We start from the raw sequence: 25865 nt of genomic DNA, 5'->3' as shown, positions 1-25865 counted from the left end.
CCTTAGTCAGAAATTAAATAACAAATTGTAATGTTATCTCTATATCTGTGTTATGTAAGCCGATTTTTGTACACTTTCCCTAGATAGCGATAGGATAATAATGAAATCAGAATCAGAATCAAAATTTAAGAAGGTGGAAGGGAGAATGACAGCATGAAATACAATTTTGATACAGTAGTAGATCGCATGAAATCATCGAGCGTGAAATGGGATGGCGCAGAAGCGTTGTTCGGCGAAAAAGACTTGCTGCCACTTTGGGTTGCCGATATGGATTTCAAAGTGCCAGAAGAAGTCTCAAGAGCTGTTGCTGATAAGGCAGCTCATGGAATCTTTGGTTATACAATCAGAGAAGAAAGCTATTATCAATCTATCATAGAATGGATGAAAACGCGCCATAATTGGACGATTGAAAAAGAATGGATTTGTCACAGTCCAGGAGTCGTAACCGCATTGAGCTTGGCTGTTCAGGCATATACGAACCCGGGAGATAAGGTCATTGTGCAGCCGCCTGTCTACTATCCATTCATGAAAGTGACAGAAACGAACGGGCGAGAAGTCGTATTTAACCCACTTGTCAACAATAAGGGAACGTATGAAATGGATTTTGAGGATCTCTTATCGAAAATCGATGCGTCTGTAAAGTTATTGATGCTGTGCAATCCACATAACCCTGGTGGATTTGTTTGGAAAAAAGAAGACTTGCAACGACTTGGTGACATCTGTATGGAGCATGGAATTCTAGTTATTTCGGATGAAATCCATTCGGATCTCGTGTTCAAAAAAGGAAGTCACGTTCCGTTCGCTTCACTTTCAGAACAATTCGCTCAAAATAGTATTACGTGCACAGCGCCTAGTAAAACGTTCAACCTTGCAGGATTGCAAACGTCCAACATCATCATTCCAAATGAAGAGCTGCGTGAGAAATTTGCTGCAGAAACCGATAGAAATGCAATCGGCATGCCGAATTCATTTGGGCCTGTTGCAACGGAAGCCGCATACACATATGGCGGCCAATGGCTGGATGAAGTGATGAACTATGTAGAAGGAAATTTGAAGTTTATCACGGACTATTTTGCAGAGTATGTTCCCGCGATGAAGGTTTTACCATTAGAGGCGACGTACCTTGCGTGGATTGACTGTACGGATCTCGGGATGACTCCTGAAGAGCTGGAAACTTTCTTCCTATCGAAAGCGCACGTAGCATTGAACCAAGGAAAAGTGTTCGGGCCAGGCGGAGAAGGTTTTGTCCGTATGAACCTTGCATGTTCCCGCTCTATTGTCGAAAAAGCAGCAAAACAGATTAAAGATGCAGTGAATACATTGTCTGTATGAATGAATAAGAATAGTAAAAAAATTGAATTGCTTAAAAGAACCTCTTTGGATAGAATTGTCTAAAGAGGTTCTTTTTTGTTAGGAGAGAAAAAGCGATAGAAATGTCCCTCAAATCTATGTGCTAGCAAGCTAATCCATTTAAGGAGTTCAACTATGAAACGAATCATATTGGCAATATGCATCATCACTTTATTTGGCTTCGCATACTCCTACCAAAAACCTATTCTTGAAACGAACGAGGCAATCGATCATGCAAAAAAACATCTTGTCACTCCACCGGAGGAATGGAAAACATCCTTTCCGAAAGAGGGAGAGGAGATTGTTTCTTTGAAAGTGAACCGGACTGAGTTAACCAAGCACCAAGGATTTTGGAGTGGACTTATGAACAAACGAAAATGGGAAGTTGTGTTGGAATATGAGAGCAAACAAGTCACGGTTGTGATAAATGCATATACTGGGGAGTTCGTAGGAATGTATGGACCTCTTAATTGAAAATAAGTGTTGTAATTCAATCGAGTTGCTAAGCATAAGGATGCAAGTTATGAATAGAGGTGAGGAGAAGAATGGCAGCTTTCTTTCAAGAGAATATTATTAAGTGCACTTCGAAGATTCTGAAAATCGTTAAAATCTTCATTATTATTTTAATGTTATATTTTTTATTGAAGAGTATCTTCAATCAGTTTGACCGTTATTATTTAATATGGCTCTTTCTACTCTCAACAATCCTCTCTCTTATTGATGTAGTTGTTAGTTACTTAAATAAAGCGGATAAAAAAGTGATCCATTCTGAAATAGTGAATACCCTTTTTTGGCTTTTCTTATTATTTCTATTTGTACTGATTGGAATAAAATGAATTTCTATGTAAACAACTTTAACTTATAAAACTAAGGGGAATAAAAATGGCACTATTAGGTTTTATTGCACTGGCATTGATACTGGGTATTTTTTTAGTTATGATTGCGGGTCCTGTTGCAGGTGGTATCCTTGCTTTTGGAATTGTGGCGGGTTGTATATTCTGGGGAGTGTATTTACTGAATGATATTCATAAAAAAGTGTTCGAAACCTCTCCGAAAAAAGATAAAGTACAGCGAGCCTATGAACAGTACTTACGCGAACGAGGTGATTGGTCGGAATGAAAGGGTACTCGTGTTTAGCGGATGTGCCAATCATAGAAGAAATAATAAACAGGAGTGATGAACATGAAATTCAAAATCCGAACTATGAAATCAGAAGACACTCAGCAAGTTCAAAAAGTGGCGAAACTCAGCTGGAATGCTACATATGATGCCATCATACCTGTGGATGTTCAAGAAAGGTTTTTGAAGAATGCTTATAGCGATGATATGATGTCGCGACGCATTCAAAACTCAGTCATGCTCGTTGCAGAACAAGAAGGGATAGTGGTGGGGTTTGCAAACTTTACCCGTGTAAACGAAGCAGGAGAATCTGAATTGGCAGCAATCTATCTCATTCCGGATGCTCAAGGTCAGGGAATCGGAACGGCATTGCTTTTAAAAGGAATGAATTTTTTAGATGATGCAAAAACGATCGTATTGACTGTGGAAGCTGAAAATCAAATCGGTAAAACGTTCTATGAAGCGAAAGGCTTCGACGTAATTGATGAATTCGAAGAAGACTTTGATGGCCACAAGCTTCAATCCATCCGGATGCGTTATGCCATTTAAGGTTGAGAGAAGAGGGGACATGACGAACTATTAAGAAGTATTTCACTCTGCTTTCGCCGTTCATATTAGTTGGAATGCTTCTACTTTTCAATCTTTCGCCGACCCAAATTGCTTTTTTCTTTGTGGTTCCCATTACTTTCTGGATTGTTTACTACATATGGGTTTACTTCGGAACGAAGAAATCATCTCAATACCACTGACAAGTTGAATTTTCATGACTAGAAAATGTGAAAGAGTGAGTGTTGTTGTGTTGAGTGAAAAACAGTGTCGATTATGGCCGCTGTTGTGCGTATGCTAATTAACGATTCGAAACCTGTCCTAGGAGCGTAGACACTCACACGGGCTCTTGTAGCTTTACATCTGTCAGGCATCATCCTTTGTCAACGCTTGAAACAATTAGTGATATTTTTTATAGGTCAATTGCATTCTCAAATAAGTAAGTGACAATAAAACGCATTTTCTAATTGGTAAAAGAAGGTGAAAAATGAGTGAAAAAGGAAGATAGCAGCGACAGTACTGTATCATTATCGTGATAATAGGGAACGCAATAATAATACAAATGAACAATAACCATCAGGCGGATGAACGAATAATTGAAAAATGTTTTGAAAACTTCGGGGAATAAGCTAAAGCAGTCGTAGTAAAGGAGAGTTTTTGGTCATCGGTGACTTGCAAGAAACAACAATGACGAGAAGACTCGCCAAGTAGAGAAAGATTCCTTTCTAATATAATTGCTGAGGAAGAATACATACATTACAATCTCAAGATAAGGATGAACTTTAATTGAAAAAATATAGTTTGTCACTGTTTTTCTTTCTAATATTCGTGTTGTCGGCTTGTTCCAGTAGTGTAAATGATAGCTCCGAAGAATCTTCGACTATCCTCAGTGAGGGGGCGGGAATGGACTATTTCTATTCCGTATCTAAAGAACAAGAAACCTATTCCTGGATAGTTGGTTATAAGGAGAAGATTTCAATGATTGAAGAGAATGAAGAGAATGCAAACGTTTTAGAGAATTTCATGACTGCTGTCAATGACGCTTATTTAGAGTGGATAGAATTAATATTATCGGTATCTTATTTCTTACTCATCGTAGTGACGCTCGTTATTCTTTATAAGAAAAAAAGAAATATGTTGAATGGGTACGCTCTGCTTATTACCTCTTTTGGGGCGATTGCATTTTATATAGCAGTCCAAGCATTTTTCGATCTAAGCCGTATAGTAGAGGAATTGAATTATTTATATTTGCTACTTACCAGTTAAGAAGTTTGTGGATAGGTACTTTGTTGTTTATTAAATAATCCATGACAACTATATAGCGTATATGACAGTTTGATAATCCTTACCATTTAACAGATGCAGTTAAAGATTGCAAAGTTTTGGAGAGGCTTAAAAGGGTCAAAACGAAAGAACCGGGGTTCCTGGAATGTTTTTGGTGAATAATGAATGATTCTGTTAATACATCTTATAGTTGCGAGGAGGAGGTATTAGTGAACATAAAGAGTTGGATTCCATTCGCGCTAATTATGAGCTCATTTACCATTATCATGGCATATGATTTCTTTCCCGGGTTGAACAATCTACTCAGTGTCCCAAAGCAGGTTATCATTCTCCTTATGCTTCTTATCGTATTGTTAGGTTTCTTTGTAACCAGACTCCGGAAAACGCATTCGCCGAAATCCGATTTACTGTGGAGCGCAGCTTTCATGTCCTACCTGTTTGTGCTTATTCTTGTGTTCACTTTAATAGGTGGTGTTTCACAAGTTGGACTATCATTGTCCAGTCCGGTCCTGTGGTTAGTGATTGCGATTAGTGTAATCGAGCTCATACGTGAAGTTAAGAATTTGAGAGTAGAGGAGACAAAATGAGGGGACCGAAATCACATTTACTTTCCATTTGATTTGAATAGGTAGATGTGGTGCGTATAGTATAAACCTGACTAGTTTCCTCATTCTGTTCCTATAAGTCAGGAAATGGGTGGTTACTTTTCATTCGAGAGGAGGGTTTCGATATTGAAACTTGAAATTATCGCAACGAGCTTGCAAGATGCCCGTACAGCTGAACGCGCAGGAGCAGACCGGCTGGAATTATGTTCAGCACTGACTGAAGGCGGACTGACGCCGAGTCTGGGATTAATTGAAGCTGTCGTTGAAGGCGTTTCGATTCCTGTCCATGTCATCGTTCGTCCTCATAGTAGAACGTTCCGCTACGACGAAGAGGATATCCAAGTGATGCTCTCGGATATTCGTCATATTCGACAGACAAAAGCTGCAGGAATCGTCATCGGTATTCTGGATGAAGCCAATCGGGTCGATACCGTCAATCTAAAGCGTTTTTTAGAAGAAGCAAGAGACTTGAATGTTACATTCCATCGGGCTTTCGATGAAATCGAGGATCAACTGGAGGCTGTTTCTACACTCGGGGAATTTCCTCAAATCCAACGCATCCTCACGTCGGGCGGTCCAGCACCAGCTCCTGAATCGATTGAGAAAATCAGTGAATTGGTGAAGAAATCCAAAACTACTTCGGTTACGATTTTAGCTGGAAACGGTATGACGCCCGACGGTTTGACTGCATTTCTTGAAGCTACTGGTGTCACAGAAGTCCATTTTGGATCCGCAGTCCGGGAACGCCAAAGTTATCAGCATCCAATCAGTCCAGAAGTGATAACGAGCATCAAATCCATGATGAGCTAAAAATACACTATTTCGTGAGTTACCGATCACCACAGCACTAAATCGGTCATTCCAGAAGATGAAATATCTCTTGGAACGGCCTTTTTGCACTTTATCGTATTCTTTCTAAGAAACTTTCAACTAAAAAAACGTATCGGTTCTAGAGATCAGGTGCATACTTCCACTAAGACGGAGGTGCAACTGAAAGATGGAACATAAGGATTTTTTCGAAGTGGATTTTTGGGAAATGATTTTACGTACAACCATAGCGTTTTTAGTGTTGCTGATTTTAGCTCGTTTCATGGGGAAAAAACAAATTTCCCAATTAACGTTTTTCCATTATGTCACGGGAATCACAATCGGTTCCATCGCGGCAGATATTGCTGGAGAATCGGAGACGCCATTTACGGACGGACTAGTAGCGATGATCTGGTGGGCAGCGCTAACCATATTAATGAACTATATTGCGATGAAATCAAAAAAAGCCCGTGTATTATTGGATGATAAACCGATGATTGTAATCAATGCAGGCAAAATTGAAGAAGGTGCTTTACGGAAGACGAGACTTACACTAAATGATTTGAATATGCTTCTGAGGGAACAAAGCATTTTTTCTATCAAAGACGTATATTATGCCATCTTTGAAGTCAATGGAAATTTAAGTGTCATGAAACGGACGGGTTTAGAGAATGCGACAAAAGCGGATGTCAAGGCTTCTGCAAAAGAACCGAAATACATTCCTACTGAGATAATTTCAGATGGCGAGCTCGTTTTGGAAAATTTAAAGGAACTTAACTTAACGGAAGAATGGGTATATGACCAGCTGAAAAAGAAAGGTATCAATCGTGTCGATCAAGTCTTCTATGCTGAAATTCAAGGAAATGGAGATCTTCACATCGATGAGAGAGTGGAGAAAGATCGCTAACGATAGAGGACTCTTTGACATTTAATTGTTAAAGGGTTCTCTATTTTTTTATTAAATTGATGATTTCCTGCGCATTGCACTATCTGCAGATGACACTGCATACTGTGGTAGTGCTGCAATTATCCGATTAAGTTGATTGTTTATAATTATCCCACAAAGGAGGTTTTTTCTCTAAACGTGTGGAATAGGTAACAGTGAAGATATTTTACTATTTTACTAATAGAGGAGCGAGTGACATGACATACACAGTCGAACCAGTTCAAGATTTGACGGAACTTAATATTGAAACACTTATTTCTGAGAGTGAAGATGAGGGATATCGTTTCCTGACCCGGCTTGCCGAAGACTACAAAGGGGGGATCAACACTTTTTCAGCAGCGGGGGAAGCTTTGTATTGTGTGAGGGATGAAAGTGGGAAAGTAGTGGCAATAGGAGGCGTGAACCGTTTTCCTGTTCCGGGAGGAAATCAGGAGACAGGCCGGCTTCAGCGTTTTTACGTGGAAGCGAATGAACGCAGGAACGGTGCAGGATCGTTGTTGCTGAAGGAGATTGTTGACCATGCAAAAAAACATTTCCATGAGCTGACTGTCAAGACAGAGTCGTCTAAAGCGGATGCGTTTTATCGGCATAATGGTTTTGAATTTGACGATTCAGCGTCCGAAACAACTCATCGGATTGAGTTTAACCACTAAGTTGTTTTCTTATGACTACCCAACGTCCGATTTCCCGGCTCTTTGCAATGGCACAGAGATGGGGATTTGTTGAGGAACGGAATGCAGACCGTTGTAATGGGAAATCGCTCATGGGTGAGTACGCGGAGAAAAAAGGGAAGCCCGAAATAAAGTGACAAGGAAGTGGATTACTATTCATACAGAACGGAGACACATCCCGATGGTTATCGGGATTTCCTTATTATTGCTGGCACCATTTACTGTCTTTCTGTTGCCGAATTTTATAGCGAACTCGCTCTATTTCAAAACTGGAAGTTGGTTCGTCTTTGTAACTTTCGGCGTCTATGCGGTATACGCTGTAGCCTTCGTTCTTCTAATAGCTGCTGCATTCGTGCTCTATATAATGCATATTAGTAAAAAATCCATATTTGTAAGTGTCATGTTGACCTTATTGGCTGCCACTGTTTTTTACATAGCTTCACTGAACTTCACGATGTTGACGGATGAAGGTATCACCTATCGCCCTTTGTTTTCTTTCCAAACCCATTCATATTCTTGGAGTGATGTGGATGAAGCAGTTTTCAGATCTGTACCGGCTGATGACGGAAATTCGGAGTTCGATTTTAAGTTTAAAGATGACGTCGTGTTAACACTCACTACGAATCGTTTATTTATGAAATTTCTACCCCCTATTGAAAATCGTCTAGGTTATGAAAAGGTAGAAGTTGAAAAAATATTGGTCCCTCAAAAAGAATGAGCACATTATCGTCCGCCGTACATGCATACAAATGAAATGCTGTGCTATAGTATCAGTGAAAGCAGGTGACGGACGTGAAATACAAACGGAAAAGACTCCATAAGCGAGGCAATATGATTGTCTTTCCTGGAACGGTGGAGCGGTTGCTGGACCAAGCCGAAGATGCCATGCAGGCAGAGGAGTTTGAAGAAGCTGTCCGTGTTACGGAACAGCTTCTTGAGATTGCCCCGGATTCACCTGAGATCCCGGGAATACTTGCAGTAGCATTTTATGAAACCAAGGACTTTGAGAAAGCTAAGACTTATGCTGCTCAGTGGTTACAAAGTGATATGAGCGAATACTTTGAAGCAATGGAGTTATATCTTGCGATTTGTATGCAGCTTCAGGATTACGAGGAAGTGGAAGATACCATTGGGGCTCTTTTGGACGAAGGAATCATTCCGACGGAGTTGAAGCAGAAGTTCCTGTATTTGCGTGAACTGAATGGAAGGTTATTAAGCCGTTTTACGGACGATGTTTCCGTAAAGCTGAAACAAGCGATCTCATTTGAGTCGTTTTTACAGCTGGATGGATATCATCAGCAACAGATGCTTGCGCAACTAGAGAATAATGGCGCCCAGGATTCTCATTCCTTGCTCACTGAAATTGCTGTTTTCGATGAGCTTCCACCTGTTATACGGACAGTAGCGTTAGTTTTATTAAGAAATTCAGGATATGAAAAACCGCTTGTCATCCGAAAGTTCGGCAGAGGACTTAGTGTGATACCTTCCGATCTGCCACTCCCGGGTGAAGACGCTGTTTCAAAAGAAATCATCGCACGGCTCCGAGATGCCTTAGATAAAGATCCATCCCGACTATCGTTGGTGGAAGAGGCTGTAAGGAAATTCGCCTTAATCAGTTACCCTCTTGATTGGGGTGCTCCTGCTGCTGCAGTTGCTAGTGCTTATGAAAACTATTCTTCGTTTCTCTTTGAAGGGGCGCCGCTTCCTCAAACAGCTTTACACAAGCTGATAGTCGAGGTCGATCAAGACCCCGGTGAAGCGGTTGAATGAAATTTCTTGAAAGATAAAGAGACTGTGATATACTGAGAAAGTTGTCAATGGCGTATAAAACGGTACAAAATATATTCGTCACTATGATTCGGAGGTATGAAAAGATGTCAGTTAAATGGGAAAAACAAGAAGGTAACAAAGGGAAGTTAACGTTTGAAGTTTCAGTTGAGGCTTTCAACGAAGGATTGGACAAGGCATTTAAGAAGGTCGTTAAGCAAGTGAACGCACCTGGATTCCGTAAAGGGAAAATGCCACGTAAAATGTTCGACAAAATGTACGGGGAAGAAGCACTTTACAACGATGCTATCGATATCGTTCTTCCAGTAGCATACGATGCAGCTGTGCGTGCAGAAGGTCTTGAGCCGATTGCATCTCCGGAAATCGACATCGAAAAACTTGAAAAAGGCGAGCCGGTTGTATTTACAGCGATCGTGCCTCTTAAGCCTGAAGTGAAATTAGGCGAGTACAAAGGCCTAGAAGTAACACGCCAAGAGACAAAAGTTACAGACGAAGAAATCGACATGGAACTACAGACACGCCGTGAGTCAATGGCTGAAATGGTAGTTAAAGAAGAAGGCGCTATCGAAGAAGGCGACACAGCAAACATCAATTTCGACGGCTACTCTGAAGGAGAAGCATTCGAAGGTGGAAAAGCTGAGAACTATGATCTTGCAATTGGATCAGGTTCGTTTATCCCTGGGTTCGAAGAACAGCTTATCGGTTTGAAAACAGGTGACGAAAAAGATGTTGAATTGACATTCCCTGAAGAATATCATGCAGCTGAACTTGCAGGTAAGCCGGCAGTATTCAAAGTCAAAATCAACGAAGTGAAAGCAAAAGAAGTTCCTGAGTTGAATGATGAACTTGCTAAAGAAATGGACGAAGACGTCGAAACAGTGGACGAGCTCCGTAAGAAAATGAAAGAAAACCTGGAAACTGAAAAGAGCTCAGCATCTGAAACAGCACTTCGTGACGATCTCGTAGAAGCTGCTGCACGTAACGCTGAATTCGAAGTTCCTGAAGAAATGGTCGAATCCGAAACGAACCGTATGGTAGATGAGTTCGGACAACGTCTTCAAACACAAGGTATGAATCTTGACTTGTACTATCAGTTCTCTGGACAAGACGAAGCATCACTTCGTAAGCAAATGCATGACGATGCGATGAGCCGCGTACGTGTATCACTTACACTTGAAGCTATCGGTAAAGAAGAAAACATCGAAGTCACTGAAGAAGAAATCAACGAAGAGCTGAACAAAATGTCTGAGCAATTCAACATGGACATCGAACAAATCAAAACTGCTCTAGGCGGTACTGAAATGCTTGAAAACGATCTTCGTTTCAACAAAACAGTTCAACTTCTAGTGGACAACGCTAAAGTCACAGAAGCAGCTGCAGAGTAATCTGAATTGCTCCATGCAAGGTACGCCTAGCCGTACCTTGTTTTTGTATATAATGAGCAATGTTTGATTTTCTGATTTAAGAACAGTGATAACTTCTGTAATTGAAGATATGCTCACGATTGAAGTGTAAGGTGGCGACTCGGGTAGGATTCTTTCATGGAAACAACCTACGCTCGCGGCGCTCTGCCGCAACGGTTGCATGACCTTCATCCTGTAGGCTCATGTCCATCTGAAGCGGAAATCATGACTGTTTAATTTGAACGTGTCAATGCACCAAGCGCGGGTAAAAGCCGTGTACATATTGCAAAAGAACGAAATAGTTGATAAACCAGTTGGAATCTTGTAAGATTTCACTGAATAGGGGTGAGCAATTTGTTCAAATTTAACGACGAAAAAGACAATTTGAGCTGTTCGTTCTGTGGCAAGACGCAGGACCAAGTCCGCAAACTTGTTGCAGGGCAAGGGGTTTATATATGTGACGAATGTGTTGAACTTTGTGCCGAAATCGTTGAAGAAGAAGTCGGTCTTGAAGAAGGTTTCGAATTCAAAGATGTTCCAAAACCAAAGGAAATCCAATCCATTCTTGACGAGTATATAATTGGACAGGATCGCGCGAAGAAATCACTTTCAGTAGCGGTCTATAACCATTACAAACGTGTGAACTCCGGCAGTAAAGTCGATGACGTAGAACTCGCAAAATCCAACATCGTCCTCATTGGACCAACTGGCAGTGGTAAAACACTCCTCGCGCAAACGCTTGCGCGTATTTTGGACGTTCCATTTGCGATTGCGGACGCAACGTCATTAACAGAAGCAGGATACGTAGGAGAAGACGTTGAGAATATTCTTCTTAAACTGATTCAATCCGCTGATTTCGATGTGGAACGTGCTGAAAAAGGAATCATTTATATCGATGAAATCGATAAGGTCGCACGTAAATCGGAAAATGCATCGATTACCCGTGATGTTTCAGGTGAAGGTGTGCAGCAAGCACTTCTTAAAATCCTGGAAGGGACTGTTGCCAGCGTCCCACCACAAGGCGGCCGTAAACATCCTCATCAAGAATTCATCCAAATCGATACTACGAATATTTTATTCATCGTTGGCGGCGCTTTTGACGGAATTGACGAAATCATTAAACGCCGTGTTGGACAAAAAGTGATCGGATTCGGTTCTGATCCAAACGCTGCAGAAGAGCAGCGCTCTTTACTCTCACGTATGATTCCGGAAGATCTTCAGCAATTCGGTCTAATCCCTGAATTCATCGGTCGTTTGCCTGTCATTGCGACACTCGAACAACTGAGTGAAGATACTCTCTATCAAATCTTGACGCTTCCTAAGAACGCAATTGTGAAGCAATATCAGAAAATGCTCGGTCTGGATGATGTGGATTTGCAATTTGAAGACGAGGCGCTTCTGGAAATTGCTCGGGAGTCCATTGAGCGGAAAACGGGTGCTCGTGGCCTGCGTTCCATTATCGAAAATATCATGCTTGACGTGATGTACGAACTTCCTTCTTTGGACGAAGTTAAAAAGTGCATCATTACCAAGGATTCTGTCGTTGGTGAAGGTTCACCACTTCTCTATCTAGAAGATGGTACAGAAATGAAACTCGATTCAGAAAAGCATACTGCATAAAGATAGGAGGAAGCTGACTTAAAGGAGGCGCGTTTGTGCTGAATGGGTCAGCTTTTTTCCTTATTTTTTATTGTATTCAATACATAGTAGATGAGTTAAAATTAGTGATGGAGGTGTTTGTTCGATGGCATTACGACATAATATACCGCTTCTTCCTCTTAGAGGCATTTTGATTTACCCGACGATGACTTTACATATAGATGTTGGCAGAGAACGTTCCGTTTTTGCAATCGAGCATGCGATTGCACACGACAACTTCATATTCCTAGCGACTCAAATCGATTTGAATGATGAAGACCCACAGCCTGAAGACCTTTATCATCTTGGTACACTCGCGCTTGTGAAATCGATGACCCAATTGCCGAATGGCACCTATCGGGTATTGATCGAAGGACTTGAACGTGCAGAATGGACGGATTATGAGGAAGCTGATTTGTATCCTGTTGTGACCGTGAACGGTTTCCCGGATTCAACTGAAGTCGATTCGGAAACCGAAGCCCTCATGCGCACACTACTCACTCTCTTTAAAAAATATACGAAAATTTCTAAACGGATTACTGAAGATGCCTACAATTCTGTCTCGGCAATTGTGGAACCCGGCAGACTTGCAGATACTATCGCTTCCCATTTGCCTTTGAAGATTCGTGCGAAACAAGACATCCTGGAAATCCGTAACATCAAGGAACGGTTAGAATGGCTGATTAGCCGTCTGTTTAACGAACAGGAAGTCATGGGGCTGGAGCAAAAGATCAATGAGCGCGTCCGCGAAGCGATGGAACGCACGCAGAAAGAGTTTTACTTGCGCGAACAGATGAAAGCCATCCAAACCGAACTTGGAGATAAAGATGGAAAAGGTCTGGAAGTTGAAGCGTTGCGAGAGCGGATTGCAGAGTCGGGAATGCCTGCTGACGTCATGCAAACAGCAGAGCGGGAGTTGGACCGATATGAGAAAGTACCTTCCGCTGCTGCCGAAAGCGGGATTATCCGGTCTTATATTGATTGGCTTGTATCGTTGCCTTGGTCCGATGCTTCTATCGACCACTTGGATCTCGACCGTTCTGAAAAGATTTTAGATAGAGATCATGAGGGTCTGGATTCGGTTAAAGAGCGGATTCTTGAATTTTTATCCGTACGTCAATTGACGAAGTCTCTGCGAGGTCCGATCCTTTGCATCGAAGGTCCACCCGGAGTTGGGAAAACATCGCTGGCAAAATCGATTGCAGAGTCGCTAGATCGGAAGTTCGTCAGGATTTCCCTAGGTGGAGTTCGAGATGAATCTGAAATCCGCGGTCATCGACGAACCTATGTCGGTGCTATGCCAGGCCGTATTATACAAGGGATGAAAAAAGCTGGAACGGTGAATCCGGTATTTTTACTCGATGAAATCGATAAAATGTCCAATGACTTCAGAGGTGATCCATCTTCTGCGATGCTGGAGGTTTTGGATCCTGAGCAAAATAGTACATTCAGTGATCATTACATAGAAGAGCCTTATGACTTATCCAATGTGTTGTTCATTGCAACGGCGAACGACTTGAGTGCTATCCCGGGACCTTTAAGGGACCGGATGGAAATCATTTCGATTGCTGGCTATACCGAGCTTGAAAAAAAGGCAATAGCTGTGAATCACTTGATTCCTAAACAATTGAAAGAGCATGGATTGACGAAGACGCAAGTTAAATTTCAGCAGCCGGCTGTCCTGGATATCGTCCGTTTTTATACGAGGGAAGCAGGGGTGCGGTCACTTGAGCGCGAGATTGCACAAGTCTGTCGGAAATCCGCGCGTTTAATCGCCAGCGGGAAGAAAAAAAGTGTAACAATCAGTTCAAAGACGGTCGAAAATTTCCTTGGCAAGAAAAAGTTCAGGCATGGACAAGCCGAAACTTCGAATCAGATTGGTGTGGCGACAGGCTTGGCGTACACCGCAGTTGGCGGCGATACGCTTCAAATTGAAGTATCGCTCTCTCCTGGTAAGGGTAAACTGATCCTGACAGGCAAACTTGGGGATGTGATGAAAGAATCTGCTCAAACTGCACTTTCCTATGTCCGTTCCAGAGCGGAAAGTCTTGGAATCGATTCGTCGTTCTATGAAGCGAAAGACATTCACATTCACGTGCCTCAAGGTGCTGTTCCAAAAGATGGTCCCTCTGCAGGGGTTACGATTGCAACTGCGCTAGTTTCTGCGCTGACAAATCGACCGATCCGCCGGGAAATAGGTATGACTGGTGAAATCACGTTACGTGGACGTGTTTTGCCGATTGGCGGATTGAAAGAAAAGACATTGAGTGCGCATCGTGCAGGATTACGTGTTATTATTTTACCTAAGGAAAATGAGCGAGATATCGATGACGTCCCTGAAGAGATTCGTGAGGAGTTATCATTTAAATTGGTTGACGACGCCGAGGAAGTTTTGGCGATCGCATTGGAGGAACGAGAATTATGAAAGTGCATAACGTAGAAATGGTGATGAGTGCTGTCCGTCCAGAGCAGTATCCGGAAGACGGCTATCCAGAATTCGCACTTGCAGGACGTTCAAACGTTGGTAAATCTTCTTTTATCAACAAGATGCTGGGACGTAGAAATATTGCTCGGACATCTTCTAAGCCCGGGAAAACGCAGACGCTGAACTTCTATAAAATAGAAGAACAACTCTTCTTTGTAGATGTACCTGGATATGGATATGCTAAAGTATCCAAAACTGAAAAAGAAAAATGGGGCGGCATGATCGAACAGTATTTGACAAGCCGCGAACCCTTAGTTGCAGCGGTCCAAATCGTTGATATACGTCATGCCCCTTCAGCGGATGACATTAACATGTACAATTTCTTTGTCCATTATAATATCCCTGCAATCGTTATCGCAACGAAAGCGGATAAGATACCTAAAGGTAAATGGGATAAGCATAAGAAAATTGTGCGGGAGACATTGAATATGCTCGGCGATGACCCATTATATGTGTTTTCCTCCGAGAAAGGTATTGGCGTTGAAGCCGTCTGGGCTGAAATTGAAAGTAGAATGCAAAGATAGGACATATACATGACACAAGAAGCAGAGGATATTGCTCTCTGCTTCTTGTTATGCTGTTCGCAAACCATGTAGCAATGCGATTGCCCTCAAAACATACCAGTGGCATCTCACATCTATTTACTTTATAATAATTATAAAGAGGGGCATTGAAGCTGTGCAGTTCATATGATGTTCATAAATAAAGGCTTCACTCATAATATGGTATGCTATACTTATGATCAGGAAATAGACGCGAAAGGTGTGAGCACCTAGTGAAACTACTCGCAATCGGAGTCAATCACAGGACAGCGCCGGTAGAAATCAGGGAAAAACTTTCGTTTAACGAAGCTGATTTGCCGCACGCTATGGAAACTTTGCAATCAACTAAAAGTATTCTTGAAAATATTATCGTATCGACGTGCAATCGCACTGAAATATATGCAGTCGTGGACCAGCTTCATACTGGACGCTATTATGTAAAAAACTTTTTAGCGGAGTGGTTTGAACTTCCCTTGGAATCGTTTGCGAATCACTTGATCATCAAAGAAGAAGACGAGGCAATTGAACACCTTATGTCTGTTGCATCCGGTATCGACTCGATGGTACTAGGTGAAACACAAATCCTTGGCCAAGTGAGAACGAGCTTTTTAACAGCACAAGGAATCGGTACGACAGGTACGATTTTCAATGAGCTGTTCAAACAAGCGATAACGGTTGCAAAACGTGCTCATTCAGAAACCGCAATTGGTGAAAATGCTGTCTCTGTGTCCTATGCAGCTGTCGAACTTGGAAAAAAGATTTTCGGTTCGTTGAAACACAAACATATCGCCATTTTAGGTGCAGGTGAAATGGGAGAGCTGACAATTAAAAACTTGCAGGGCAGTGGAGTCGGTAAAATCACTGTGCTCAATCGGACGTTTTCTAAAGCCGAAGAATTGGCAACACAGTTTGATGGGAATGCGAAGTCCTTGCAGGAATTGCAATGTACATTGCTCGATGTCGATATTCTAATCAGCAGTACTGGTTCAAAAAATTATGTCATCGACTATGAACTCATGCAGTTCGTTGAGCGTCTTCGTAAAGGACGTCCGCTGTTTTTAGTGGACATTGCAGTTCCGCGTGATATGGATCCGCGCATCGGAGATTTACCGAATATGTTCCTTTATGACATCGATGATATGCAAGGTATCGTCGAAGCGAACCTAGCGCAGCGTAAAGAGGCAGCTGAAGAAATCCGGTCACTCATCCATGGAGAAGTGATTGTGTTCAAAGAATGGCTTGCAACTCTTGGTGTTGTGCCGGTAATTACAGCGTTACGGAAGAAAGCGCTAAGCATCCAAGCGGAAACTATGGCAAGTATCGAGAACAAAATGCCCGACTTAACTGATCGTGAGAAAAAAGTGTTAAGCAAACATACGAAATCGATTATTAACCAGTTACTGAAAGACCCGATTTTACAGGCTAAGGAATTCGCTATGGATGCGAAGTCGACAGAAAAACTGGAACTATTCCAATCGATTTTCGGTATTGAAGAAGAGGTTGAACAAGAAAAAAATCTTCAGGTACAACAACAAAAAGCGGAGCAGGAAGCCGGAGCTTCCCAAAACTCCGGTTTGCAACCTGATTTGACATATTGAGTGTGTTCCAACAAAGTCATTTCCCATCCCGCTTCTCTAGACGGTCGATGCGGGAGTGGCTTTTTTGACAGAAAGGCAGAGGTAGCCTATGGTTGAGTTGACAATGGCGCGGCTTCAGGAAGCTATGCTGATTCTTTACGCCGTCAGCCTGATTTTTTATTTTGTGGATTTTTTAAACAAAGAACCGCGGGCACAGAGAAGCGCATTTTGGTTGACTGTGGTTGTATTTCTTATGCAAACCGGTTTCCTTATACACGCTCTTATAGTGACGAGGCAATTGCCCGTGTTATCCCTTTATGAAGGGGTCTATTTCTTTGCTTGGGTACTTATCACGTTGTCGCTTGGCATTCAACTGAAATATAGCTTGAGTTATGCAGGATTCTTCTTGAATGCGATTGCTTTCTGTTTTATGACCATTCATATATTCGCGCCAACCCATCTGTCATCTTCGGGTGTTGGGGACTCGCTAATATCTGAGCTGCTGTTCATTCATATTACATTCGCTATTCTTTCTTATGCGGCGTTTGCCATGGCTTTTGTTTTCGCTATTCTATACTTGCTCGTCTATAATTTGCTGAAGAAGAAGAAATTCACTTCCCAGTTCAGTCGACTGCCTTCTTTGCAGCATGCAATGACAGGTATGAAAGCTGCAATCTATACAGGTATCCCCATGTTGCTCGTGAGTCTGATCCTAGGGGTTCAGTGGGCATACACAGCGCTTTCCGATTGGAAGCTATTCGACATAAAGATTATTGGGTCTTTCTTTTTGCTGCTAGTCTACGGTGTATTGCTTTTCCTGAATAGAAGCGGAAAAGTGAAAGCAGCTGATTTTGCATGGGCAACGATTTTTGCATTTGTTTTACTCATCATCAATTTCTTTTTGGGCAGTAAACTATCTCAGTTCCATTTTTGGTTATGAAGTTGAGAAGCTCCAAAACATTTAGTAAGTATCATTCACTTCGGGAAGGAAGATTACATTGAGAAAAATAATTGTCGGTTCACGGAGAAGTAAGCTTGCATTAACCCAAACGAATTGGTTCATCGATCAAATGAAGGCATTGGATGTTCCATTTGAATTCGAAGTGAAAGAAATCGTGACTAAGGGGGATCGGATTATCGACGTCCAGCTGTCTAAAGTCGGTGGGAAAGGCTTGTTCGTTAAGGAAATCCAGCAAGCGCTGTTCGACAAGGAAATCGACTTTGCTGTACATAGTATGAAGGATATGCCATCCGTCTTACCTGAAGGTCTGATTGTCGGGTGTATCCCGAAGCGGGTGGATCCCCGTGATGCCTTCATATCTAAGGGTCATGTTGCATTCAAGGACCTTCCAGAAGGAGCGGTAGTCGGTACTTCCAGTTTGCGCAGAAGTTCTCAGCTCCTCTTGCTTCGCCCTGATCTCGAGATCAAATGGATACGGGGTAACATCGATACGCGCCTGAAAAAAATGCAGGATGGGGAATACGATGCAATCCTTCTTGCTGCATCAGGACTTAAACGAATGGGCTGGAGCGAAGAAATCGTCACGGAATACATGAGTCTTGAAGATTGTATTCCTGCAGTGGGTCAGGGAGCATTATCGATTGAATGCCGTTCAGATGATGCAGAGCTTCTTACACAGCTTGCGAAAATGAACGATGAACAGACATTCAGGGAAGTGGAAGCAGAGCGCACATTCCTCCGTGAAATGGACGGATCGTGCCAAGTGCCGATTGGCGGTTTTGCTCAACAAAAAGAGAATGGTATCGAATTGACTGGATTCATCGCTGCTCCCGACGGTTCAGAAGTGTATCGTCATACAGCTACAGCTGAAACTCCTGTTGAAGCGGGTAAAGTCGTTTCCAGTGTCCTCCGTAAAGAAGGGGCAGCAGAAGTCATTCAACGAGTGAAGGCTGAAATGGATGGTCAATAAGTACCCGTTGTCAGGAGAGACCGTGATATTCACGAGTACTAAAAAATCCGAGGAGCCTTATGAGCTTGTAGGACGGCTTGGAGGGACTCCGGTTTCATATCCGCTGATCCGCACAGAAGAACGGGTGTCAGCAGATGATGCTGCTCGCATCATGCAGTCACGGACCTACGATTGGCTGATTTTCACGAGCCAAAGTGCAGTTGCTGCCTTTCATAATAAGCTTAAGCGTTTTAAAATGGATGCACAGGATTACAAGCTGCGTGTGGCAGCAGTAGGTGATAAAACCGCACATGCGCTTGAACGTATCGGATTTCGTGTGGATTTCATCCCTGACGTATTCAGTGCAGATGTTTTTGTCCGGCAGTTCAATCCTGATGGACACTCCCTGCGGGCACTGTTCATTAAAGGCAATTTAGCCGGTACACTAATTTCAACTGAACTCTCGTTACTCGTCGATGAATGGACGGTGTATGAAACCCTACCGGAAGTTTCTTCTGCAAATCAGATAGCTGAGTTAGTGAAAGATACCTCATCAGTTACAGTACTGTTCGCCAGCCCTTCAGCGGTTTCTGTGTTTAAAGAACATGTGGCGCCTGCTATTGGATGGACGGGCTATACAATTGGTGCGATCGGACATATTACGGAACGGGCGCTTCATAAAGCGGGGGCGCCTGTCCACGTTATGCCGGAAACATATACATTACCTGAACTCGTGCGAACGCTAGCCGAGTCGAAAGGAAGGAATTGACAGATGACTAATTTGAATTTCCGCCGGCACCGTCGGCTTCGCAGCACGGCTGCAATGCGTGCTATGGTTCGTGAAACGCATCTCCAAGCAACGGACTTCATTTACCCGATTTTCGTGATTGAAGGGGAGAATGTGAAAAACGAAATCCCTTCAATGCCTGGAATATATCAGCATTCGATGGACCGACTGGGTGAAGAGCTGGATGAGGCAGTGGCACTTGGAATTCCTTCTGTCATTTTCTTTGGCGTTGTTAGTGATAAAGATGCTGTTGGAAGTGGTGCGTACCATGACCACGGAATCATTCAAGAAGCAATCCGTCTTGCGAAAAGTCGCCACCCGGAACTGATTGTCATTGCGGATACGTGTCTATGCGAATATACCGATCATGGACATTGTGGTGTCATCGATGGGGAACGCGTACTGAATGATCCTTCTTTGGAGTTGCTCGTGAAGACAGCTGTTTCACAGGCGGAGGCTGGAGCAGATATTATTGCGCCGTCCAATATGATGGATGGTTTTGTCGCTGCGATCCGCCAAGGGTTGGATAATGCAGGATTCGAAGAAATTCCAATTATGTCTTATGCGGTGAAGTATGCATCGGCATATTATGGACCATTCAGGGACGCTGCGGATTCCACACCACAGTTCGGTGATCGTAAAGCATATCAAATGGATCCTGCTAACCGCATGGAAGCATTGCGTGAAGCAGAGTCGGATATCGCAGAAGGCGCAGATTTCCTAATCGTGAAACCTGCGTTGTCGTACTTGGATATTTTACGCGATGTCAAAAACAATACGTTGCTTCCGATGGTTGCCTATAATGTGAGTGGAGAGTACGCGATGGTGAAAGCTGCTGCCCTTAATGGCTGGGTCGATGAACAACGGATCGTCCTTGAAACGTTGACTAGTATGAAGCGTGCAGGTGCCGATCTGATCATGACGTACCACGCGAAAGATGCCGCTCGTTGGTTGGAGGAGACAAAATGAGAGACTATACAAATTCAAAACAAGCATTTAGTAAAGCTGTAGATCTAATGCCTGGCGGCGTGAACTCGCCTGTCCGTGCGTTCAAATCAGTCAATATGGATCCGATTTTCATGGAGAGCGGTAAAGGTGCGATCATTACAGATATCGATGGCAACGAATACATCGATTATGTGTTATCGTGGGGGCCTCTGATTTTAGGACATGCTGAAGAAGGTGTCGTATCTGCCATTCAGCAAGCGGCAGTGAAAGGGTCCAGTTTCGGTGCACCCACATTGCTCGAGAATGAACTGGCTGAAATCGTCATCGACCGTGTCCCATCGATTGAAATGGTGCGCATGGTGTCTTCAGGTACTGAGGCGACGATGAGTGTATTGCGTTTAGCACGCGGATATACGAAGCGGAATCTTATTTTGAAGTTTGAAGGGTGTTACCATGGTCATGGGGATTCATTGCTTATTAAAGCGGGTTCAGGTGTTGCGACACTCGGCCTGCCGGACAGCCCGGGAGTTCCTGAAGGCGTTGCGAAAAACACGATCACCGTTCCTTATAACGACTTGGAAAGTTTGAAAGTCGCTTTTAAAGAGTATGGAGAGGATCTCGCTGGTGTCATCGTGGAACCTGTCGCAGGCAACATGGGAGTTGTGCCGCCGCAGCCAGGTTTCCTTGAAGAATTACGCAAGTTGACAGAAGAAAACGGAACGCTTCTCATTTTTGACGAAGTGATGACCGGTTTCCGTGTCGGGTACAATTGTGCACAAGGGCATTTTGGTGTCACTCCTGATTTGACATGCCTCGGTAAAGTGATCGGCGGCGGACTGCCTGTAGGAGCTTACGGCGGTAAACGTGAAATCATGGAGCACATTGCGCCTGCGGGAACGGTTTATCAAGCTGGAACTTTGTCGGGGAATCCGCTCGCAATGACTGCTGGAATCGAGACGTTGAAGCGGTTGAATCCGTCGTCTTATGAGCACTTCATGAAACTTGGCGATCAGCTTGAAAAAGGATTCCGTGAAGCAGCAACGGCAAATGGAATTCCTCACACAGTGAATCGGGCTGGATCGATGATCGGTTTCTTCTTTACGAATGAAGACGTTATCGATTATGAATCTGCAAAGACATCGGATTTGGCTCTATTTGCTGAATATTACCGATTAATGGCTGCTGAAGGGATCTTCTTGCCGCCTTCCCAGTTTGAAGGCATGTTCCTCTCATCTGCACATACAGAAGAGCACATTTCAAAAACCGTAGACGCCTTCCACAAGGTATTCGGTCAATTAAAAAAATAAAATTCAAACAGCCTTTCGAAGAAGAAACTCTTTGGAAAGGCTGTTTTTCTTTGTCCGATTGTTCTGTAATGGCAAATGCCGACATATACTCTTACGTATAAAAGGAGGCGGCAAAACAATGGAACCAACACAGTGGACATTAACAGAGACGTTTCAATTTCCTGCAGAATACGGGAAACCGGTTTCTGCACAAGAAGTGAAAGTGACCGCGGGATATACGGAACATCAGACGGAGGATGCTGTTCGTCTTTCCGGGATTTATCATGTAGCGGCCAACGTCGCATTTGACGGTGAAGCTCAAGCAGAAGCCTCAGAAGCGGATGCCATCCTCATCGATGATGTGGACGTTGAAGACAAATCGGGTTATTTTGAGTACGCCGTGCCGTTGCTCGTGGATCTGCCAACAAGTTCAGGCGGACAACTCAAAGCGTCTGTGATCGAGGCGAGTGCATCCGCTACGGATGATGGAACCCTTACAGTGATGTGGACAGTTGAGGCTAAATTGGCTGAAGTCGAAGTCGCTGATGCGAAGTCCAATGATAAGGATGAAGCGCCAAAAGCAGAAACGGCGACTGCAGCGGTTACAGCAGATCTGGACAGTTCCAGCGTGAATCTGATTGAAACCTCGCTAGGCTACTCCGAAGACCATGAAATGCTCGCATTCATCAGCGATTTGGAAGATGATGTTACGGTAACATCCTTCCGATTAAATGATGTTTTTGTGGAATAAAAAACAACATCCGCAAAGGATACAGAGGAGTAAAAAATCTCCTGTCGTAGGGATGATCAGTAACCGGATGAGCTGGAAACAAGAGATCGGAATAATGATCATTTTACAGTAAAACCGGCATTTCCTGAGCCATGGCGGAAGCAAATAGGGATTGTAACCTCTTCTCATAACACCATCCTTTCAAAGCGGGCTTGACGGGTACGCTATACATCCGGTAAACTATTGGAAACAGTATAGTGATGCGTTTAGCGGGAGAGTAGATCGGTCGGTTTTTCCAGAGAGGGTCCGGAGGGTGCAAGGACCTATTATCGGCAGTTTGAAAGTCACCCGTCAGCAGTTTCCGTGAACGTTTTTTCCAGTAGCGGAAGCCGGTTAGAAGCCGTTATTCCCATTGAGGCACCGTGCGTTACTTGCATGGCTGCGAATAAAGGTGGTACCGCGAACTGACTCCTTCGTCCTTTAACGACGAAGGGGTTTTTTGTGTTGACTTTTATAGGGGCTGCGTGTTGGTTAACACTGCAGGAGTTGCCGCCTGCTGTTGCAATCAACGGAATATAGTCGGTGAATTAACCCCTTTAAAGCTCAACTTCTTAACATTGAGGAGGAATGGATATGACAGAAAAAGAACAGTTGGAAATGCCGACTAAGTATGATCCGCAAACGATTGAAAGAGATCGTTATGAATGGTGGTTGAAAGGTGAGTATTTTAAAGCACAACCGGAGAGTGGCAAAGAGCCGTATACGATTGTCATTCCACCACCTAACGTAACAGGCAGATTGCACTTGGGTCACGCTTGGGACACGACACTACAGGATATCTTGACTCGCATGAAACGCATGCAAGGTTATGATGCGCTGTGGCTCCCTGGTATGGACCATGCCGGTATTGCGACACAAGCGAAAGTGGAAGAAAAGCTGCGCGCCAGTGGGCAGACACGATATGATCTAGGGCGAGAGAAGTTCCTGGAAGAGACTTGGAAATGGAAAGATGAGTATGCAGGCCATATTCGTGAACAGTGGTCTAAGCTTGGTCTAGGACTGGATTACTCACGAGAACGTTTCACGTTGGATGAAGGTCTGTCACGTGCAGTGCGTGAAGTATTCGTCAAATTGTATAATAAAGGCTTGATTTACCGCGGTGAATATATTATCAACTGGGACCCTGCAACGAAAACAGCATTATCCGACATCGAAGTGATCCATAAAGATGTAGCGGGTGCATTCTATCATATGCGTTACCCACTGGCAGACGGAACTGGAAGTATTGAAATTGCAACAACCCGCCCTGAAACGATGCTTGGCGATACAGCAGTTGCTGTTCATCCGGATGACGCGCGCTATCAGCACTTGATCGGAAAAACCGTGAAATTGCCGATTGTCGACCGTGAAATTCCGATTGTCGCGGATGATTACGTAGAAATGGACTTTGGAAGCGGTGCGGTTAAGATTACACCAGCTCACGACCCGAACGACTTTGAAATCGGAAATCGTCATGATCTGCCACGTATCCTCGTGATGAATGAAGATGGCTCGATGAACAAGTTAGCTGGGAAATACGAAGGAATGGACCGTTTCGAATGCCGTAAAGCAATCGTTCAAGATTTGCAGGAGATGGACGTCCTCTTTAAAATCGAAGAACATAACCATTCAGTGGGTCATTCGGAGCGGAGCGGTGCAGTTGTAGAGCCGTATTTATCAACACAGTGGTTCGTCAAGATGCAGCCGCTTGCTGAAAAAGCGATTGAGCTGCAACAAGCAGAAGGCAAAGTGACATTTGTGCCTGACCGCTTCGAGAAAACGTACTTGACATGGATGGAAAACATTCACGACTGGTGTATTTCCCGTCAACTTTGGTGGGGACACCGCATTCCAGCTTGGTATCACAACGAAACTGGAGAAGTGTACGTCGGTGAAGAAGCGCCTGCAGACATTGAAAACTGGCATCAGGAAGAAGACGTACTGGACACATGGTTCTCTTCTGCACTATGGCCGTTCTCGACGATGGGCTGGCCGGATACGGAAGACTCCGAGTTCAAGCGTTACTATCCGACAGATGCGCTTGTTACAGGGTATGATATCATCTTCTTCTGGGTGTCCCGCATGATATTCCAAGGCATTGAGTTTACCGATCAGCGGCCATTCAAGGATGTGCTTATCCATGGTTTGGTTCGGGCTGAAGACGGACGTAAAATGTCTAAGTCGCTCGGTAACGGCGTGGATCCGATGGATGTCATCGATCAGTACGGTGCTGATGCATTGCGTTATTTCCTGGCAACTGGTTCTTCACCAGGTCAAGACCTTCGGTACTCAACTGAAAAAGTTGAAGCAGTCTGGAACTTTGCTAACAAAATCTGGAACGCTTCCCGATTTGCGTTGATGAATATGGACGGGTTGAGATATGAAGAAATCGATTTATCGGGCGAACGGTCCGTTGCAGATGACTGGATCTTAACGCGTCTCAACGAAACGATTGAATCCGTGACAAAGCTATCAGAACGCTATGAATTCGGTGAAGTCGGCCGTGCGCTTTATAACTTCATCTGGGATGATTTCTGCGACTGGTACATCGAGATGGCCAAATTGCCATTATACGGAGAAGACGAGAAAGCGAAGCGTATGACACGTTCGGTTCTTGCATATGTACTCGATAATACGATGCGTCTGCTGCACCCTCTGATGCCGTTCATTACGGAAGAGATTTGGCAGAACTTACCCCATGAAGGCGAGTCCATCACGGTAGCCCCATGGCCGGTTGCGGATGCTGGATTGACGAACGTGGAGCGTTCCACACACATGAAGTTGTTGACTGATGTCATCAAAGCGGTGCGTACGATCCGTGCGGAAGTGAATACACCAATGAGTCGCCAAGTACCGTTATACATCACTGCAAAAGACGAAGCGACAGCAGCTGTCTTGAAAACAAACAGCCAGTATATCGAGAAATTCTGTAACCCGGAAACACTGGAAATCGGTGTAGACGTGCACGCTCCAGGCAAGTCAATGTCAGCAGTAGTTACAGGTGCAGAACTCTTCATGCCGCTTGAAGGTCTACTCAATATCGACGAGGAAATTGCACGCCTCGGTAAAGAGTTGGAAAAGTGGGCAGGCGAAGTGAAACGCGTCCAAGGTAAATTGTCCAACGAACGTTTCGTTTCCAAAGCCCCTCAATCTGTTGTGGATGAAGAACGAGCAAAAGAACAAGATTATCTCGAAAAACAAGCGGCTGTTCAGCGCCGCATCGAAGAACTGAAAGAGATTTAAGTAAGGGAGGGCTTTCTAGCGAAAGCCCTCTTTATTTTTATTGGGGAGATGCTCATAAATCACGAATTACGCTCATAAAACAGGAAAAGTGATCATAAACTCATAGACCCGCTCATAAAACTTTGAAAGTGCTCATAAACGCTGGGAATCGCTCATAAATC

At 43.7% G+C, this 25865-nt stretch carries 24 protein-coding genes and 1 other annotated feature; all 24 genes read left to right on the top strand.

What is annotated here, in order from left to right:
* Positions 1-153: 153 nt before the first annotated feature.
* The 24 genes from ABE021_RS11490 to ABE021_RS11375 all read left to right on the top strand — a co-directional run bounded on the left by ABE021_RS11490 (position 154) and on the right by ABE021_RS11375 (position 25704).
* On the top strand, positions 154-1332 hold the full coding sequence (locus ABE021_RS11490) for a MalY/PatB family protein (protein WP_430288830.1): 1179 nt from the start codon (positions 154-156) through the stop codon (positions 1330-1332).
* A 153-nt stretch (positions 1333-1485) separates the two neighbouring features.
* Positions 1486-1824, top strand: a complete 339-nt coding sequence (locus tag ABE021_RS11485; RefSeq protein WP_430288829.1) for a hypothetical protein — start codon at positions 1486-1488, stop codon at positions 1822-1824.
* Between the two features lie 408 nt (positions 1825-2232).
* Positions 2233-2469: a hypothetical protein gene (locus tag ABE021_RS11480; RefSeq protein ID WP_430288828.1), complete on the top strand. Its 237-nt coding sequence runs from the start codon at positions 2233-2235 to the stop codon at positions 2467-2469.
* Positions 2470-2532: 63 nt separating this feature from the next.
* Positions 2533-3018, top strand: a complete 486-nt coding sequence (locus tag ABE021_RS11475; protein WP_430288827.1) for an N-acetyltransferase family protein — start codon at positions 2533-2535, stop codon at positions 3016-3018.
* Positions 3019-3918: 900 nt separating this feature from the next.
* Entirely contained in the window at positions 3919-4281 is a 363-nt protein-coding gene (locus tag ABE021_RS11470) for a hypothetical protein (RefSeq protein WP_430288826.1), read from the top strand.
* A gap of 227 nt (positions 4282-4508) precedes the next feature.
* Positions 4509-4886 carry a hypothetical protein gene (locus ABE021_RS11465; protein ID WP_430288825.1) on the top strand — a complete coding sequence of 126 codons (378 nt, stop codon included), beginning with the start codon at positions 4509-4511 and terminating at the stop codon, positions 4884-4886.
* Positions 4887-5030: 144 nt separating this feature from the next.
* Entirely contained in the window at positions 5031-5714 is a 684-nt protein-coding gene (locus tag ABE021_RS11460; protein ID WP_430288824.1) for a copper homeostasis protein CutC, read from the top strand.
* Positions 5715-5901: 187 nt separating this feature from the next.
* Positions 5902-6618 carry a YetF domain-containing protein gene (locus ABE021_RS11455; RefSeq protein ID WP_430288822.1) on the top strand — a complete coding sequence of 239 codons (717 nt, stop codon included), beginning with the start codon at positions 5902-5904 and terminating at the stop codon, positions 6616-6618.
* A gap of 236 nt (positions 6619-6854) precedes the next feature.
* Entirely contained in the window at positions 6855-7310 is a 456-nt protein-coding gene (locus ABE021_RS11450) for a GNAT family N-acetyltransferase (RefSeq protein WP_430288821.1), read from the top strand.
* Between the two features lie 11 nt (positions 7311-7321).
* Complete coding sequence (locus ABE021_RS11445) at positions 7322-7465, top strand: hypothetical protein (RefSeq protein WP_430288819.1); 144 nt, start codon at positions 7322-7324, stop codon at positions 7463-7465.
* 44 nt (positions 7466-7509) lie between these two features.
* A complete protein-coding gene (locus ABE021_RS11440) occupies positions 7510-8046 on the top strand; it encodes a hypothetical protein (protein WP_430288818.1) in 537 nt (178 codons plus the stop codon).
* Between the two features lie 74 nt (positions 8047-8120).
* The gene (locus tag ABE021_RS11435) at positions 8121-9098 is read left to right on the top strand and encodes a tetratricopeptide repeat protein (protein WP_430288817.1); all 978 of its coding nucleotides are present in this window, start codon (positions 8121-8123) and stop codon (positions 9096-9098) included.
* A gap of 104 nt (positions 9099-9202) precedes the next feature.
* Positions 9203-10501, top strand: coding sequence for a trigger factor (gene tig, locus ABE021_RS11430; RefSeq protein WP_430288815.1), 1299 nt, complete (start codon positions 9203-9205; stop codon positions 10499-10501).
* 372 nt (positions 10502-10873) lie between these two features.
* On the top strand, positions 10874-12139 hold the full coding sequence (gene clpX, locus ABE021_RS11425; protein ID WP_430288814.1) for an ATP-dependent protease ATP-binding subunit ClpX: 1266 nt from the start codon (positions 10874-10876) through the stop codon (positions 12137-12139).
* A gap of 124 nt (positions 12140-12263) precedes the next feature.
* Positions 12264-14582, top strand: a complete 2319-nt coding sequence (gene lon / locus ABE021_RS11420) for an endopeptidase La (protein WP_430288813.1) — start codon at positions 12264-12266, stop codon at positions 14580-14582.
* A complete protein-coding gene (gene yihA / locus ABE021_RS11415; protein WP_430288811.1) occupies positions 14579-15166 on the top strand; it encodes a ribosome biogenesis GTP-binding protein YihA/YsxC in 588 nt (195 codons plus the stop codon). The genes lon and yihA overlap by 4 nt, the downstream gene beginning before the upstream one ends.
* 251 nt (positions 15167-15417) lie before the next feature.
* On the top strand, positions 15418-16782 hold the full coding sequence (hemA, locus tag ABE021_RS11410) for a glutamyl-tRNA reductase (protein ID WP_430288810.1): 1365 nt from the start codon (positions 15418-15420) through the stop codon (positions 16780-16782).
* Between the two features lie 88 nt (positions 16783-16870).
* On the top strand, positions 16871-17701 hold the full coding sequence (ccsA, locus tag ABE021_RS11405; RefSeq protein WP_430288809.1) for a cytochrome c biogenesis protein CcsA: 831 nt from the start codon (positions 16871-16873) through the stop codon (positions 17699-17701).
* A gap of 58 nt (positions 17702-17759) precedes the next feature.
* Complete coding sequence (gene hemC / locus ABE021_RS11400; protein WP_430288808.1) at positions 17760-18692, top strand: hydroxymethylbilane synthase; 933 nt, start codon at positions 17760-17762, stop codon at positions 18690-18692.
* Entirely contained in the window at positions 18682-19440 is a 759-nt protein-coding gene (locus tag ABE021_RS11395; RefSeq protein WP_430288807.1) for a uroporphyrinogen-III synthase, read from the top strand. Before hemC ends, ABE021_RS11395 begins: the two co-directional genes overlap by 11 nt.
* A gap of 3 nt (positions 19441-19443) precedes the next feature.
* Complete coding sequence (gene hemB, locus ABE021_RS11390) at positions 19444-20427, top strand: porphobilinogen synthase (RefSeq protein WP_430288805.1); 984 nt, start codon at positions 19444-19446, stop codon at positions 20425-20427.
* Entirely contained in the window at positions 20424-21713 is a 1290-nt protein-coding gene (hemL, locus tag ABE021_RS11385; RefSeq protein ID WP_430288804.1) for a glutamate-1-semialdehyde 2,1-aminomutase, read from the top strand. The genes hemB and hemL overlap by 4 nt, the downstream gene beginning before the upstream one ends.
* Before the next feature lie 118 nt (positions 21714-21831).
* Positions 21832-22443 carry a hypothetical protein gene (locus tag ABE021_RS11380; RefSeq protein ID WP_430288803.1) on the top strand — a complete coding sequence of 204 codons (612 nt, stop codon included), beginning with the start codon at positions 21832-21834 and terminating at the stop codon, positions 22441-22443.
* Positions 22444-22678: 235 nt separating this feature from the next.
* Positions 22679-22906 (top strand) — a binding site (T-box leader).
* Between the two features lie 149 nt (positions 22907-23055).
* On the top strand, positions 23056-25704 hold the full coding sequence (locus ABE021_RS11375; protein ID WP_430288801.1) for a valine--tRNA ligase: 2649 nt from the start codon (positions 23056-23058) through the stop codon (positions 25702-25704).
* The last annotated feature ends 161 nt before the right edge of the window (positions 25705-25865 follow it).

It is taken from the genome of Sporosarcina gallistercoris (assembly GCF_050459885.1).
Lineage (GTDB): Bacteria > Bacillota > Bacilli > Bacillales_A > Planococcaceae > Sporosarcina > Sporosarcina gallistercoris_A.
The sequence above is the reverse complement of the archived record's forward strand: the minus strand, read 5'-3'. Positions and strand labels throughout refer to the sequence as shown.